Origin of the sequence: Roseomonas sp. CCTCC AB2023176, assembly GCF_042259275.1 — a bacterium.
Lineage (GTDB): Bacteria > Pseudomonadota > Alphaproteobacteria > Acetobacterales > Acetobacteraceae > Roseomonas.
On record NZ_CP170086.1, the window covers coordinates 4,629,992 to 4,644,283 of the forward strand.

Genomic DNA, 14,292 nt, shown 5'->3' on the forward strand with positions numbered 1-14,292 from the left:
GCCCCCACATACAGGGTCGGTGACATCCGCCTCCCCCAGCAACCCGTCCGCCCGGGACGCCGCGCGACCGGCCGAGCGGGTGGATTTCCCGGCGGCTCTCGCCGCGCGCCAGCGTCCCATTCCGTCCCGTGCGCGCCAGGGCTACACGGCGGGCATGCTGCGGCGCCGACGCTGGACGGTGCGGCTGCTGAAGCTTGCCATGCCTGCAGCCGCCCTCGTCCTGCTCGCGGCCATCGTCCTCTGGCCCGAGTTCCAGGGCGCGGAGGAACGTGCCCGGCTGTCCTTCCGCCGGGTGATGCAGGTCTCGCCGGAAGCGGTGCGCATCGTCTCGCCCCGCTATCAGGGGGTGGATGAGCAGGGCCGCGCCTACAACGTCACGGCGCGGATCGCGTCCTCGGCCGACGCGGGCCAGACGGTGGTCGATCTGGAAGCGCCGCGCGGTGACCTGTTCCTCGCCGGCGGGGCCTGGGTGCTGGCCGAGGGCAATGTCGGCCGCTACGACCGCCCCGCGGACCGGCTGGACCTGAACGGCGACGTGAAGCTCTGGCATGACAACGGGACGCTCGTCAGGACCGAGGAGGCACGGGTGGACGTGAAGGGCGGCAGCGCGGAGGGCAACCGGCCCGTCCAGGCCCAGGGCTCCTTCGGCACCGTCGCCGGGGACGGCTTCCGCCTGCGCGACCGCGGCGCGGTCATCATTTTCACCGGCAACGCCCGCGCGGTGCTGGAGGGCGGGCGCTGATGGCGATGGGCCCGAAGCGGTTCCTCCTCCTCGCCGTCCTCGCGGCGATCCCAGCTTCCGCGCAGAACCTGGACCTGACGGGCGGCGGTCCCGTCGAGGTCACCTCCACCGACGGAATCGAGTGGCGCCAGGCGGAACAGGTCGTGATCGCCCGCGGCAACGCCAAGGCGGTGCGGGAGGGCGTGACGGTGGATTCCGACACGCTCATCGCGCGCTATCGCAACCGCGCCGGCTCGCCGCAGCCCGCCGCAACCGACAGCCCGCTCTCCGGCGGCGAGATCTGGCGGCTGGAGGCGCAAGGCAATGTCCGCATCGCTTCCGCGACCGACCGTGCGCAGGGCGACCGCGCCGTCTATGACATGGACCAGGCCGTGATGGTCCTGACCGGCCGGGACCTCGTCTTCGCGACGCCAGACAACACGATCCGCGCCCGTGACAGCCTGGAATACTGGTCGCAGCGCCGCATGGCCGTCGCGCGCGGTGCGGCGAACGTCGTCTCCACCGACAACCGCCGAATCCAGGCCGACACGCTCGTCGCCTACTTCCTCGCCGATACGCCCCCTGCCCCGCCGGCCCGCCCGACGCAGCCCGCGGCGGCCCGCGCGCCCGGCGCGCCGCCTGCGCCCGGCAACGTCCCGGGAGAGGGCTCGAAGCTCGACCGGGTCGAGGTCTTCGGCAACGTCGAGATCCGCACCCAGGCCGAGGTCGTACGCGGGGACCGCGGCGTCTATTCGCCGGTGACCGGCATCGCCCGCATCCTCGGCAACGTCCGGATCACCTGCGGCCCGAACCAGTTGAATGGCGCGGAGGCCATCGTGAACCTGCGGACGGGCGTGTCGCGGCTGGTGAATGCGCCGGGCCAGCGGGTGCAGGGCCTCGTCCTGCCTTCCGGCGGTGCGCAGCCCGGCGGGGCGTCCAGCGGGGATTGCGGCGGGACGCAGCAGCCCGCGCAGCCGCCGGTACAACCCGCGCGCCCCCGCGGAGCGGCCCGATGAGCGACCTCCGCGTTCTCGAAGGCCGCGCAGGCCTCGTCGCCAAGTCGCTCGGCAAGCGCTACCGCAAGCGCCCCGTCGTGCGGAACGTCTCCATCTCGCTCAAGCGCGGGGAGGCGGTCGGGCTGCTCGGCCCGAACGGCGCGGGGAAGACGACGACCTTCTACATGATGACCGGCCTGGTGAAGCCCGATGAGGGCCAGGTCTTCCTCGACGGCCACGACGTGACGATGGTGCCGATGTACCGCCGCGCCCGCCTTGGCCTCGGCTACCTGCCGCAGGAGGCCTCGATCTTCCGGGGCCTGTCGGTGGAGGACAACATCCGCGCGGCGCTCGAAGTCGTGGAGCCGAAGCGCGAGCGCCGGGACCAGATGCTCGACGCGCTCCTCGCGGAGTTCGGCATCGCCCATCTCCGCCGCGCGCCGTCGCTGGCGCTGTCGGGCGGCGAACGGCGGCGCTGCGAGATCGCGCGCGCCCTCGCGACGCACCCCGCCTACATCCTGCTCGACGAACCGCTCGCGGGCATCGACCCGATCGCGGTCGGGGAGATCCGCGACCTCGTCGGGCATCTGAAGGATCGCGGGATCGGCGTGCTCATCACGGACCACAACGTCCGCGAGACGCTCGGCATCATCGACCGCGCCTACATCATGCATGACGGCCAGGTGCTGATGGAGGGGCCCCCGCGCGAGGTCGTGGCGCACGAGGGCGTGCGGCGCGTCTACCTCGGGGAGCGCTTCTCCCTGTGACAATCCCCCGCCGATGGTAGGCCTCGGCCCCCGGCTCGAATTCCGCCAGTCCCAGCAGCTGGTGATGACGCCGCAGCTGCGGCAGGCCATCAAGCTGCTCCAGTCCAGCAACCTCGAGGTCTCCGCCTATGTCGAGGAGGAGCTGGAGCGGAACCCCCTCCTCGACCGCGAGGAGACGACGACCGTCGCCGCGGCGCCCGAGCCCGCGGCGCGCGACTGCCACGAGGGCGTTACCTCCCCCACCATCGCGGCCGATCCGCCCATCGAGGCCGACTGGTCCGCCACCTACGAGACTGGCTCCCTCGATGGCCGGGGCGACGGCGGCGCCGGAGGTGGCACGCGCTCCGACCCCTGGGACTCCGAGGGGCGATCGCTGGAGGAGGTTGCCGGCGCCCGCGCGCCGACGCTGCGGGAGACCCTGGCGGATCAGGCCCGCCTGGCCTTCGACGACCCGCGCGACCTGATCATCGCCGCGCAGATGATCGCCTCGCTCGACGCGGCCGGCCGCCTCGCCGCCGACACTGCGACGATCGCCGCAGCCCTCGGCGCGCCGGAGGGACAGGTCGCGGCGGTCCGCGCGCGGATGCAGCGCTTCGAACCGGTCGGCCTGTTCTGCCGCGACCTCCGCGAATGCCTCGCCGTCCAACTGGCGGAGAAGAACCGGCTGGACCCCGCGATGCAGGCGATGCTCGACAACCTCGACATGCTCGCGCGCCGCGACGTCATGGGCCTGATGCGGGTCTGCGGCGTGGATGCCGAGGACCTGTCGCAGATGGTGGCGGAAATCCGCCGCCTCGACCCCAAGCCCGGCGCCGGCTTCGACGACGACCCCGCGCCCGCGATCATCCCCGACGTGCTGATGCGCCGCGGCCCCGGCGGGACTTGGCTGCTGGAACTGAACCCCGAGACGCTGCCGCGCGTCCTGGTGAACCGCGGCTTCCACGCCGTCGCCCAGGCCGGCGCGCGGTCGAAGGAGGAGAAGGCCTTCATCGCGGAGAAGCTGCAATCCGCGAACTGGCTCGTCCGTTCGCTGGAGCAGCGCGCCAACACCATCCTCCGCGTCGCAGCGGAGATCGTGCGGCGGCAGGACGGCTTCTTCCGCCACGGCGTGTCGCACCTGCGCCCCCTGATCCTGCGCGACGTGGCGGACGAGCTGGGCATGCACGAGAGCACGGTGTCCCGCGTCACCGCGAACAAGTACGTGGCGACGCCGCGCGGCACGCTGGAGCTGAAGTACTTCTTCACGACCGCCATCGCCGGCACGCGCGGCGGAGACTCGTTCTCGGCCGAGGCCATCCGCCACCGCATCCGCGACATGGTCGACGCGGAGCCGCCGGAGGACATCCTGTCCGACGACGCGATCGTCGAGCGCCTGCGCGCCGAGGGCGTGGACATCGCCCGCCGCACCGTCGCGAAGTACCGGGAGGCGCTGCGCATCCCGAGTTCCGTCCAGCGCAAGCGCGAGAAGGCGATGGCGGTGCTCTGACCCGCCGTGCTGCGCCGCGGCACCGGTTCCGAATCTTTCCGCTTCCCTCCGCACCGCGCCGGTTCCACGCTCCTCCCGTTCGGCAGCGTCAGGAGCGCAGCGGGCCATGCAGGTCATCGTCTCGGGCAAGGGCGTGGACACGGGGGAAGCCCTGAAGACCCACGTTGCCGACAACCTCTCGATCGTCGCGCGCAAGTACTTCGACCAGGCACTGGAGGCGCACGTCACTTTCCGCCGCGACCGCGCCTTCTTCGCCTGCGACATCAGCCTGCGCGGTGGCCGCGGCCTGAGCGTCCATGCCGAGGGCGAGGGCACCGACGCCCACCGCGCCTTCGCCGAGGCGGCGGAGCACGTCGCCAAGCGGCTGCGCCGTCACCGCCGGCGCGTCAACGAACACGCGCGGGGCGTCGCGGATGAACGTGACGTGGCGGCCCAGCGCGCTGCGGAAGTGCCGCCGTAGCCTTCGCGCCGAACATCCGGAGAGGCGTTCGGCCGACGCAGCCGGGCGCGAGGGCGCCCGGCCCGCCTGTCAGTGCACCAGCGCCGGCGAGAGGTCGTGCTGGAGAATCGCCGCGATCGCCAGCGCCTCATTCGGCGCCGCGCCGATCGGCGTGCCGTCGGCGGCATGGATCGCGATGGCCGCCGTGCCGTTCACGACGACCGGACGGATATAGGCCACCTCCTGCGCCCCGTAGCGCGCCCAATCGAGCGCGGAGAGGTTGCGAAGGCCGTCGGAGAGGTTCGGGCTCATGTTCATTCTTCTCCTCGCCCGTGGCCGGATGGCCCACGGGCCGATAACGCCCCGTTGCACCCCCGGTTTGGCGGGTGCGCGCGGGCGGGGATGTCAGCCGGTCGTGCCGTCTTCCGTGATGGCACGGCCGTTGTTCTTCTCGGCGCCGGCGATGCGGATCGTGCGGACGCGCGATTCGGGACGTGGGCGCCGCAGCTCGACGTGCAACAGGCCGTTGTCGAGCCAGGCGCCCTCGACCTCCATGCCCTCCGCCAGGACGAAGGCGCGCTGGAACTGGCGGGCCGCGATGCCCCGGTGCAGGAATACCCGGCCCTCCGAATCGTCCCTCTGCCGGCCGCGGATCACCAGCTGGTTGTCCTCCAGCGTGATCTGTAGGTCCTCCATCGCGAAGCCCGCGACGGCGAGGGTGATGCGCAGGCGGTCGGGCCCGGTCTGCTCGATGTTGTAGGGCGGGTAGCCGTCCGCGGTCTTCTGCACCCGGTCGAGCATCTGCTCGAGGTGATCGAAGCCCAGGAACAAGGGCGAGCCGAAGACGGGCGGTCTCGACATCGGGCGGCATCCTCCGAGAAGCGAGGCCACGCGGGATCAGTGGCGCGGTCCGGCCCGAAGCACCGACCCGCCCGCTGCATATCGGGAAACCGTGTCGCCGTTGCAAGGCACGGCGCCCTTCCGGGACGGCCCGGATGAGACTAGATGCCGCCCCCGACCATGTCCGACGCGAGCACCGAGGGGGCAGAGCTCCTCCCCATCCTCCTGCATCCCTCTCCCGTCCTGCGGGCTAAGGCGCGCGCGGTGGGCGCGGGCGATGGCGACCGCGTGCGCGACCTCGCGCCCCGGATGCTGGCGACGATGTACAAGGCCCCCGGCATCGGCCTTGCGGCGCCGCAGGTCGGCGAATCGCTCCGCCTGCTCGTGCTCGACCTCCAGAAGGAGGACAGCGGCGGACCGATCGTGATGGTGAATCCGGAGATCGTGGCCGAAAGCGCCGAGCAGGCGACGCGGGAGGAGGGCTGCCTCTCCATTCCCGGCCACTACGCCGATGTGACGCGGCCCGCGCGGGTCAAGGTCCGCTGGCAGGACCCCGACGGCACGCGGCGGGAGATGGAGGCGGAAGGGCTGATGGCCGCCTGCGTGCAGCACGAGGTGGACCACCTGGACGGCGTGCTGTTCACCGATCACCTGTCGCCGCTGAAGCGGAACATGTTGCTGCGCAAGTTCACGAAGGACCAGAAGTCGAAGCAGCGCGAGGCGATGTGAGCCACGTCGGGCTCGTCGCGGAGCGAAGCGGGTTGCGCATCGGCGACGGCTCGTGACGCGTCCCCTGCGCCTTGCTTTCATGGGCAGCCCGGCCTTCTCGGTGCCAGCCCTGCGGGCCCTGTACGCGGCGGGGCACGAGGTCGCGATGGTCTACGCCCAGCCGCCCCGGCCCGCCGGGCGTGGCCAGCGCGAGACCCCCTGCCCCGTCCACGCGGCCGCGCTCGACCTCGGCCTGCCCGTCCGCACGCCCGCGCGCCTCCGGCGCGAGTCGGCGGAGCACGACGCCTTCGCCGCCCTAGGCCTGGATGCTGCGGTCGTCGCGGCCTACGGCCTGATCCTGCCGCTTCCGATGCTGGAGGCGCCTCGGCGGGGCTGCATCAACATCCACGCCTCACTCCTCCCGCGCTGGCGGGGGCGGCGCCGATCCAGGCCTCGATCCTCGCCGGCGACGCGGAGACGGGCATCACGATCATGCGGATGGAGGAGGGCCTGGACACCGGCCCCATGCTGCTGCGTGAGGCCACCTCGATCGGCCCCCGCGACACGGCCGCAGACCTGCACGACCGCCTGGCCGAAATGGGCGCTCGGCTCATCCTTCGCGCCCTGGACGAGGACCCGCCGGCCACACCGCAGCCGGACGATGGTGCGACCTACGCGCCGAAACTGACGAAGGATGACGGCCGCCTGGACTGGACCCAGCCCGCCGACGCCCTCGAACGCCGCGTTCGCGCCATGCATCCCTGGCCCGGCGCGTTCACGAGCTTCTCCGGCCAATCCCTGCGCATCCTGACGGCCGAGATCGCGTCCGGCACGGGGAACCCGGCACCGCGCTCGACGATGCCCTCCTGATCGCGGCCGGGCACGGCACGGCCCTGCGCCTCACCCGCATCCAGCGCGCGGGACGCGCGGCGATGGACGCCGCCGCCCTCCTCCGCGGCACCGCCATCCCCGCCGGCACGCGCCTGGGCTGATGCCCCGCTACGCCCTGCTGATCGAGTATGACGGTGCCCCCTTCGTCGGCTGGCAACGCCAGGCCGACGGCCTCTCCGTCCAGGCTGTCATCGAGGACGCGACCGCGCCCCTGAACCACGGCGCACCCGGCACCACGATCGTCGCCGGCCGCACCGATGCCGGCGTCCATGCCGAGGGCCAGGTCGCCCTGCTGGAGGTCGCCGCCGACCTCCCGCCCGACCGGCTGCGGGAGGCCATCAACGCCCGCACCCGCCCCCACCCCGTCTCCGTCATCGGCGCCGCCGCCGCGCCGGAGGGCTGGAATGCCCGCTTCTCCGCGATCCGCCGGTCCTACCGCTACCGCATCCTGAACCGCCGGGCCCGCCCGGCGCTCCATGCGGGTCGGGTCTGGCACGTCCCCGCCCCGCTCGACGCGGCGGCCATGCATGACGCCGCGCAGCGCCTGTTGGGAAAGCATGATTTCTCCGCCTACCGCGCCGCGGCGTGCCAGGCGAAGGACCCGAATCGTACCCTGGACCGCCTGGATGTGACGCGCCACGGCGACGAGGTGGCGGTCATCGCGGAGGCCCGGTCCTTCCTGCACCACCAGGTCCGCAACCTGGTGGGCACCCTCATGCAGGTCGGCCATGGCCGCCGCGCCGTGACCTGGCCCCGCGACGTGCTGGACGGCCGGGACCGCACCAAGGCCGGCCAGACCGCCCCGCCGGACGGCCTGGCGCTCACCGCCGTCGGCTACGACCCGCCGATCGACTGGCGCTGAAGCCGCCCCGGCCAGCCAGCCGGGGCGTCCGGGTCAGATCCCGGCCTGCGTCACGAACTTCGTGACGAGGTAGGCCTCGATCGCCTCCGACCCGCCTTCGGAGCCATAGCCGCTGTCCTTCACGCCGCCGAACGGCACTTCCGGCAGCGCGAGGCCGAGGTGGTTGATCGTCATCATCCCCGTCTCGACCGAAGCCCCGACCTGCTGCGCCGTCTTGGCCGAGGACGTGAAGGCATAGGCCGCGAGCCCGAAGGGCAGCCGGTTTGCCTCTGCGATCACGTCGTCCACCGCGGTGAAGCGGTTGATCAGCGCGAGCGGCCCGAAAGGCTCCTCGTTCATCGCCCGCGCATCCAGCGGCACGTCGGACAGGACGGTCGGCTTGTAGAAGTAGCCCTTGTTGCCGATCCGCTCGCCGCCCGTGCCGAGCTTGGCGCCGCGCCCCACGGCGTCCTGCACCAGCGCCTCGATCGAGGGAACGCGGCGGTCATTCGCCAGCGGCCCCATCTGCGTGCCCTCGGCCATGCCGTCGCCGACCTTCAGCTTGGCGGCCGCCGCCGTGAAGGTCTCGAGGAACTGGTCATAGGCCCCGTCCTGCACCAGGAACCGCGTCGGCGAGACGCAGACCTGACCCGCGTTCCGGAACTTCGCCGCCGCCAGCATCTTCGCGGCGCGCCCGACATCCGCGTCGTCGAAGACGATCGCCGGCGCGTGTCCGCCGAGCTCCATCGTCGCGCGCTTCATGTGCTGCCCGGCCATCGCCGCCAGCATCTTCCCGACGGGCGTGGAGCCGGTGAAGGTGATCTTCCGGATCACCGGATGCGGGATGAGATACGACGAGATCTCCGACGGCACGCCGTAGACCAGCCCGATCACGCCCGCCGGCACGCCCGCATCCACGAAGCAGCGGATGAGTTCCGCGGGGGAGGCCGGCGTCTCCTCCGGCGCCTTCACGATGATCGAGCATCCCGTGGACAGCGCCGCCGACAGCTTCCGCACGACCTGGTTGATCGGGAAGTTCCAGGGCGTGAAGGCCGCGACGGGCCCGACCGGCTCCTTGATGACGAGGTTGTAGACGCCTTCGGCCCGCGCCGGGATGACCCGGCCATAGGCACGCCGCGCTTCCTCCGCGAACCAGTCGATGACGTCGGCGCCGGCCAGCACCTCCATCTTCGCCTCGGGCAGCGGCTTGCCCTGCTCCAGCGTCATGAGCGTCGCGATCTCGTCCGCGCGGGACCGCAGCAGGTCGCCCGCCTTCCGCATCGTCTTCGCGCGGTCATAGGCGGACACTTTCCGCCACGTCGCGAACCCACGGTCCGCCGCCGCCAGCGCTTCGTCGAGGTCCGCCTTCTCGGCATGCGCGACGGTGCCGACCACCTCCTCGTTCGCGGGATTCAGCACCTCGATCGTCTTGCCGGATCGCGCGTCGCGCCACTGCCCGTCGATGTGCAGCTGGACGTTCTTGTAGGCAGCCATGTCCGCGTCTCCGTATTCGGAAAGAGGGTCAGATCACGAGTTCGATGAGGAAGGGCCCGTCGCGCGAGAGGCTCTGCGCCATCAGGTCCCCGCATTGCTCCAGCGTGGTGGCCCGCGCGGCCTCCACGCCCATGCCGTTCGCGATGCTTACCCAGTTGAGGTCCGGATTCCCCAGATCAAGCATGTCCATGGCCGTGCGCCCCGGATTGGCTCCCACACCGTGGTACTCGCCGATGAGGATCTGGTACTTCCGGTTCGAGAGCAGGACGGTGGTCACGGGCAACTTCTCCCGCGCCTGGGTCCAGAGCCCCTGGAGCGAATACATCGCGGAACCATCGGCCTGCAGGTTGATGACCCGCCGCCCCTTCCCCGCGATCGCAGCTCCGGTGGCGAGCGGAATGCCGTCCCCGATCGCGCCACCGGTCAGGTGAATCCAGTCATGCGGCGGCGCGGCGTGGGTTTCCTTGTAGAAGCCGCGGCCGAAGGAGACGCTTTCGTCCGCCACGATCCCGCCCTCCGGCACCAGCGCCGCGACGGTGCGCGCCAAGCCCTCCGGCGTCGGCGCCCCGCGCGCGACCTCGGGCCGCGGTCCGGGATCGGGGACCGCCGCCTCCGGCGCGCCCAGCTCCTCCACCAGCGCGCGCAACCCGGCCTCCGCGTCCTGCTCGAACCGCGTCAGCACGTGGATCGCCGCATTCTCCGGATAGTGCCGCGACGGCTTGCCGGGATAGGCGAAGAACCCGACCGGCGCCTTCGCATTGACCAGGATGATGTGCTCGAACCTCGCGAGCGCCGCGATCGCGACATCCGCGACGTAGGGCACGCGTTCCAGCGCCACGCGACCGCGCCCCCGTGCGATCTTCGCGTTCGACATCTCCGCCAGCAGCGCGGCGCCGGTCGCCTGCGCCACGCGCCAGGCCAGCAACTGCGCGGCGTCGGTCAGCGCGACGCCGCCGAGCAGGACCAGGACGTTCCGCCCCTCCCGCAGCACCCGCGCCGCGCCCTTCACGGCCGCCGGGTCCGGCGCCCCGCGCGCCGCGACGGGCAGCGGCTCCGCCACCACTCCGCCCTCGTTCCACGATGAGTCGGACGGCAGGATCAGGGTCGCGATCCCCGGCGCCTCCCGCGCCGCCTGCACCGCGACGGCCGCGTCGGGCCCCACATGGGCGGCTTCCGTCGACGTCCGCGTCCAGACGGAGACCGGCCGAGCGAAACCCTCCGTATCCGCCGTCAACTGCGCGTCGAAGGGACGGTGGTATGTCGCTTGGTCCCCCACGACGTTCACGATCGCGGACCGCGCGCGCCGCGCGTTGTGCAGGTTCCCCAGCCCGTTCGCGAGGCCGGGACCGCAATGCAGCAGCGTGCAGGCCGGCTTCCCCGCGATGCGGTAGTAGCCGTCCGCCATCCCGGTGACGACGTTCTCCTGCAGCCCGAGGACGCAGCGCATGCCGGGGATCTGGTCCAGCGCGGCGACGAAATGCATTTCGGAGGTGCCGGGATTGGCGAAGCAGGTGTCCACCCCCGACTTCAGCAGGGTGTGGACGAGACTGGCGGCACCGTTCACGCGCGGCGTTCTCCCGGATCGTTCGTTGGCTGGCGGGCCGTCAAGGTGCGCGCCCCCGCCCGCCCGGGCAAGCCACCCCTCCGTTCCGCCCCGGCCTAGGCGCCGCCATCACGAAGCCGTAATCTGGCCGTCAGGCGCTTGCCTCTGGGCGGCGGGGAAAATGGGGTTCGCGTGACCTGATGGGGCGCCTCGCCGTCGCGTTCTTCTGCTCCGGCTTCGGGGCCCTGCTGTGCCAGATCGTCTGGCAGCGGATGCTCGGCATCTTCGCGGGTTCCGACAGCATCTCCGCGGCCCTGGTCGTGGGCGCCTTCCTCGCCGGACTCGGCGTCGGGTCGCTCGCCGGCGCCAAGCTGGCCGACCGCCTGACCCCCGCCCGTGCCCTCATGGGCTTCGCGATCGCAGAGGCCGGGGTCGCCGGCTTCGCCCTGCTGTCCAAGCTCTTCCTCTACGACTTCCTCGCGACCGACCTCGCGGGCGTCGTGGACAGCCCTCTCGCGATCTTTGGCCTCTGCTTCGTCGGCCTCGCCCTGCCAACGACGCTCATGGGCGCCTCCCTCCCCCTCCTCGCCCGCGCGGTCGCGACGAACCTCGACACGGTCGCCGAGCGGATCGGCACGCTCTACGGCCTGAACACCCTCGGCGCGGGCCTCGGTGCGCTGCTCGGGGGCTGGGTCCTCGTCGGCTCGCTCGGCTTCGTCGGGGCGCTGGTGCTGGCGGCGGGCCTCGACCTCGTCGCCGCCCTCCTTGCCCTGACCCTCCTGCCCGCCCTGCGGCGCGAAGGCCCGCCGCCCGCCGTGACCCAGGCCGCGGCGGCGCCTACGCCCTTCGGTGGCCTGCCGCTCTGGTGCGCGCTCGTCTTCCTCTCGGGCTACGTCATCGTCGCGCTCGAGATCGTCTGGGTCCGGCTCCTCGGCCAGGTCGGCCAGTTCCACGCCTACCTCTTCGCGACGGTCCTCGGCGTCTTTCTTCTCGCGGACGGCCTTGGCATGGCCGTCGCCGCGCGGATGCTCCGCCGCATTCGCGACCCGCGGCCCGCCTTCTTCGCGACCCAGGCCGGCGGCTTCGCGCTCGCCGCGGCGCTCATCCTCGCGCTCTACTGGTGGCTGCCGGACTCGCCCCTCGGCGGCATCCTTTCCGTGGACCGCCACCGGCTGCACGGCGACGCGCTGATGGCGACGGCGCTGCTCACCGTGATCGTCGTCGGCCCGCCCTCCTTCCTCATCGGCATGACCTTTCCCTTCGTCCAGCGCGCCGTGCAGCAGGACATGTCGAGTGTCGGCGCGCGGGTCGGCTGGGTGCAGCTCGCGAACATCCTCGGCAACGCGGCGGGCTCGGTCGGGACGGGGCTCGTCACCTTCCACCTGCTGGGCACGGCGGGGACGCTGCACCTGCTCGGCGCCCTCTCCGTCCTGCTCGTCGGCTTGTGGATCTGGAACACGCGGGGAGCGTCACCGGGCGGCGCCCGCGCGCCGCGCTGGCAGCCGATCGCGCTCGGCGCGGCCTGTGCCGGCCTGACCCTCGCCATCCCCGGAAACGCGGCGTTCTGGTCGCGCCTCCACGCCGAGACGCCGCACCACGCCGTCGCCTGGGCCGAGGACCGCTCGGGCATCGCGTTCTTCCGCGACGACCGCGGCACCGGCGACCCGGACGGGCCCTTCTTCATCCAGGGCTTCTCGCAGGGGCGCATCCCTTTCCTCCCGATCCACCAATTCCTCGGCGCGGTCGGGCCGCTGCTGCACCCCGCGCCGCACGACATCCTGCTGGTTGGCATCGGATCCGGCGGCACGCCCTGGGCCGCCGGGATCAACCCGGAGACGCGCCACATCCGCGCGGTCGAGCTCGTGGCGCCGGTGCTGACCGTCCTGCATGGAGTCGCGCGCCTTCATCCCGACGGGCCGATCGCCGCGACCTTTCGCGACCCGCGCTACTCCCTCGAATACGGTGACGGCCGCCGCGCCGTCGCGCGCGACACGCGCCGGTACGACGTCATCCAGGCCGACGCGATCCTGCCGGAGAGCAGCCATTCCGGCCTGCTCTATTCCGCCGAGTTCCTCGAGGAAGTCCGTGCCCGCCTGGCCCCCGGCGGCCTCTACGTGCAATGGGCGCCGACGGAACGCACGGTGCAGACCTTCACCGCCGTCTTCCCCCACGCCCTGCTGATCATGCCCGCAAGCGTCCTGATCGGCAGCAACGACCCGATCCCCTGGAGCGCCGACCGCCTCGTCGCCCGCCTGGAGGAGCCTGCGGTGCGGGCACGCCTCCTGCGCGGCAATCCGGGCTTCACCGACTACGCCGGCATGTTCCGCGACGCGCCGCTGCGGTGGGGGCCCGGCATGGATCGCCCGGCGCCGCCGCTGACCGACGTCTTCCCGCGCGACGAGTTCTACCTCAACAACCCCGTCGTCGGCGCCGATGCGCTCGCGCGCCGGATGCGCGACGCCGCGCGCGTCGTCCGGGCGCCGGATGCGCGCTGACGCCCTTGCCCGCGCGCAACGACGCGGGCAGGTTGCCGCGGGGTACGGGGGTTGGGCCGGGTGCGCGAACACGTCAGGCGTTCCATCTTCTGGGGCGGCCCATGCGGCGCGATCGCCGTCGTCGTGTTCCGCGACGGCACGCTCTGGCCTCTGCACTACGTCGCGAAGGTCATGCCGCTCTGGGGCCTCGTCACGACGGTGGGGCCGCACGGACTTCCCTGGATCGCCTGGTTCATGCTGCTCGGGTTCGGCGGCGGCATGCTCATCGCGCTCATCCTCCGGCTGCTGCCCCTGCCAGACCTGCTGACGGGCGCGGCGGTCGGCCTCGCCGCCGGGTTCCTCGTCCCGCAGAACTGGCCGGCAGGGACGCCGGAATGGGCGCCCCTGCTGGCCAGCGCCGCCTGGGGCTGGGGCACGGCCTTCCTGCTGCGGCCCATGGCGCTTCGCGGGCGGGACTGAGCACGGAGACCCGCATCCTCGGCGTCGTCCTCGCCGGCGGGCTCGCCCGGCGGATGGGGGCGGGGACAAGCCGCTCCTCGTCCTCGCGGGGCGCCCGCTCCTGGCCCGCGTCCTGGACCGGATCACGCCGCAGGTCTCGGCGGTCGCGATCAGCGGGAACGGCGATCCCGCGCGCTTCGCGGCCGTCGCTCCGGGAATCCCCGTCCTGCCGGACCCGGTGCCCGGCCATCCCGGTCCCCTCGCCGGTCTCCTCGCAGGCCTGGACCACGCCCTGGCATCCGGCTTCGACTGGGTCCTGACGGTCCCGGGCGATGCGCCGCTGGTCCCGCCCGACCTCGCCGCGCGCCTGGATGCGGCCCGACGCGGCGGGGGAACCCCGGCCGCCTACGCGGCTTCGGGCGGCCAGGCCCATCCGCCGGTGGGGCTCTGGTCCACCGCGCTGCGAGACGACCTCCGCGCCGCGCTGGAAGGCGGGGAGCGTCGGGTTGCCCGCTGGGCGAAGCCCCACGCCGCCGTGGCGGAATGGCCGGCGACGCCGCTCGATCCCTTCCTGAACCTCAACACCCCTGCGGAGGTCGCGGCGGCGGAGGCATTGCTCCGCGGCGACTGACGC

At 72.5% G+C, this 14,292-nt stretch carries 14 protein-coding genes and 2 pseudogenes; 12 read left to right on the plus strand and 4 right to left on the minus strand.

Annotation, left to right across the window (positions count from 1 at the left end; genetic code table 11):
- Window positions 1-19 precede the first annotated feature (19 nt).
- From lptC to hpf, 5 genes are all read left to right on the plus strand, one after another.
- Entirely contained in the window at window positions 20-742 is a 723-nt protein-coding gene (lptC, locus tag ACE7GA_RS23190) for an LPS export ABC transporter periplasmic protein LptC (protein ID WP_376092201.1), read from the plus strand.
- On the plus strand, window positions 742-1,737 hold the full coding sequence (locus ACE7GA_RS23195) for an LptA/OstA family protein (protein ID WP_376092204.1): 996 nt from the start codon (window positions 742-744) through the stop codon (window positions 1,735-1,737). The genes lptC and ACE7GA_RS23195 overlap by 1 nt, the downstream gene beginning before the upstream one ends.
- Window positions 1,734-2,483, plus strand: coding sequence for an LPS export ABC transporter ATP-binding protein (gene lptB, locus ACE7GA_RS23200; RefSeq protein ID WP_376092207.1), 750 nt, complete (start codon window positions 1,734-1,736; stop codon window positions 2,481-2,483). The genes ACE7GA_RS23195 and lptB overlap by 4 nt, the downstream gene beginning before the upstream one ends.
- A gap of 13 nt (window positions 2,484-2,496) precedes the next feature.
- A complete protein-coding gene (gene rpoN / locus ACE7GA_RS23205; protein WP_376092210.1) occupies window positions 2,497-3,969 on the plus strand; it encodes an RNA polymerase factor sigma-54 in 1,473 nt (490 codons plus the stop codon).
- Between the two features lie 106 nt (window positions 3,970-4,075).
- Window positions 4,076-4,429, plus strand: coding sequence for a ribosome hibernation-promoting factor, HPF/YfiA family (hpf, locus tag ACE7GA_RS23210; protein ID WP_376092213.1), 354 nt, complete (start codon window positions 4,076-4,078; stop codon window positions 4,427-4,429).
- Window positions 4,430-4,498: 69 nt separating this feature from the next.
- On the opposite strand, the gene ACE7GA_RS23215 is transcribed toward hpf, so the two are convergent.
- Together ACE7GA_RS23215 and ACE7GA_RS23220 are read right to left on the minus strand one after the other, a co-directional pair.
- Window positions 4,499-4,720 carry a DUF1150 family protein gene (locus tag ACE7GA_RS23215; RefSeq protein ID WP_376092216.1) on the minus strand — a complete coding sequence of 74 codons (222 nt, stop codon included), beginning with the start codon at window positions 4,718-4,720 and terminating at the stop codon, window positions 4,499-4,501.
- Between the two features lie 93 nt (window positions 4,721-4,813).
- On the minus strand, window positions 4,814-5,269 hold the full coding sequence (locus ACE7GA_RS23220) for an Hsp20 family protein (RefSeq protein ID WP_376092219.1): 456 nt from the start codon (window positions 5,267-5,269) through the stop codon (window positions 4,814-4,816).
- 144 nt (window positions 5,270-5,413) lie between these two features.
- On the opposite strand from ACE7GA_RS23220, the gene def reads away from it, so the two are divergent.
- The 4 genes and pseudogenes from def to truA all read left to right on the plus strand — a co-directional run bounded on the left by def (window position 5,414) and on the right by truA (window position 7,709).
- The gene (gene def, locus ACE7GA_RS23225) at window positions 5,414-5,977 is read left to right on the plus strand and encodes a peptide deformylase (RefSeq protein WP_376092222.1); all 564 of its coding nucleotides are present in this window, start codon (window positions 5,414-5,416) and stop codon (window positions 5,975-5,977) included.
- A 79-nt stretch (window positions 5,978-6,056) separates the two neighbouring features.
- Window positions 6,057-6,523 (plus strand): annotated as a pseudogene (locus ACE7GA_RS23230) (methionyl-tRNA formyltransferase); the annotation flags it as partial.
- 30 nt (window positions 6,524-6,553) lie between these two features.
- Window positions 6,554-6,948 (plus strand): annotated as a pseudogene (locus ACE7GA_RS23235) (methionyl-tRNA formyltransferase).
- Window positions 6,948-7,709, plus strand: coding sequence for a tRNA pseudouridine(38-40) synthase TruA (gene truA / locus ACE7GA_RS23240; RefSeq protein WP_376092225.1), 762 nt, complete (start codon window positions 6,948-6,950; stop codon window positions 7,707-7,709). Before ACE7GA_RS23235 ends, truA begins: the two are co-directional and overlap by 1 nt.
- A gap of 33 nt (window positions 7,710-7,742) precedes the next feature.
- Here truA and ACE7GA_RS23245 read toward each other — a convergent pair whose 3' ends face one another.
- Together ACE7GA_RS23245 and ACE7GA_RS23250 are read right to left on the minus strand one after the other, a co-directional pair.
- Window positions 7,743-9,182, minus strand: coding sequence for an NAD-dependent succinate-semialdehyde dehydrogenase (locus ACE7GA_RS23245; protein WP_376092228.1), 1,440 nt, complete (start codon window positions 9,180-9,182; stop codon window positions 7,743-7,745).
- Between the two features lie 28 nt (window positions 9,183-9,210).
- A complete protein-coding gene (locus ACE7GA_RS23250; protein WP_376092231.1) occupies window positions 9,211-10,746 on the minus strand; it encodes an acetolactate synthase large subunit in 1,536 nt (511 codons plus the stop codon).
- 179 nt (window positions 10,747-10,925) lie between these two features.
- On the opposite strand from ACE7GA_RS23250, the gene ACE7GA_RS23255 reads away from it, so the two are divergent.
- The 3 genes from ACE7GA_RS23255 to mobA all read left to right on the plus strand — a co-directional run bounded on the left by ACE7GA_RS23255 (window position 10,926) and on the right by mobA (window position 14,289).
- Window positions 10,926-13,220: a fused MFS/spermidine synthase gene (locus tag ACE7GA_RS23255; protein WP_376092234.1), complete on the plus strand. Its 2,295-nt coding sequence runs from the start codon at window positions 10,926-10,928 to the stop codon at window positions 13,218-13,220.
- Between the two features lie 60 nt (window positions 13,221-13,280).
- The gene (locus ACE7GA_RS23260) at window positions 13,281-13,679 is read left to right on the plus strand and encodes a hypothetical protein (protein ID WP_376092237.1); all 399 of its coding nucleotides are present in this window, start codon (window positions 13,281-13,283) and stop codon (window positions 13,677-13,679) included.
- Window positions 13,680-13,791: 112 nt separating this feature from the next.
- Complete coding sequence (mobA, locus tag ACE7GA_RS23265; protein ID WP_376100498.1) at window positions 13,792-14,289, plus strand: molybdenum cofactor guanylyltransferase; 498 nt, start codon at window positions 13,792-13,794, stop codon at window positions 14,287-14,289.
- Window positions 14,290-14,292 lie beyond the last annotated feature (3 nt).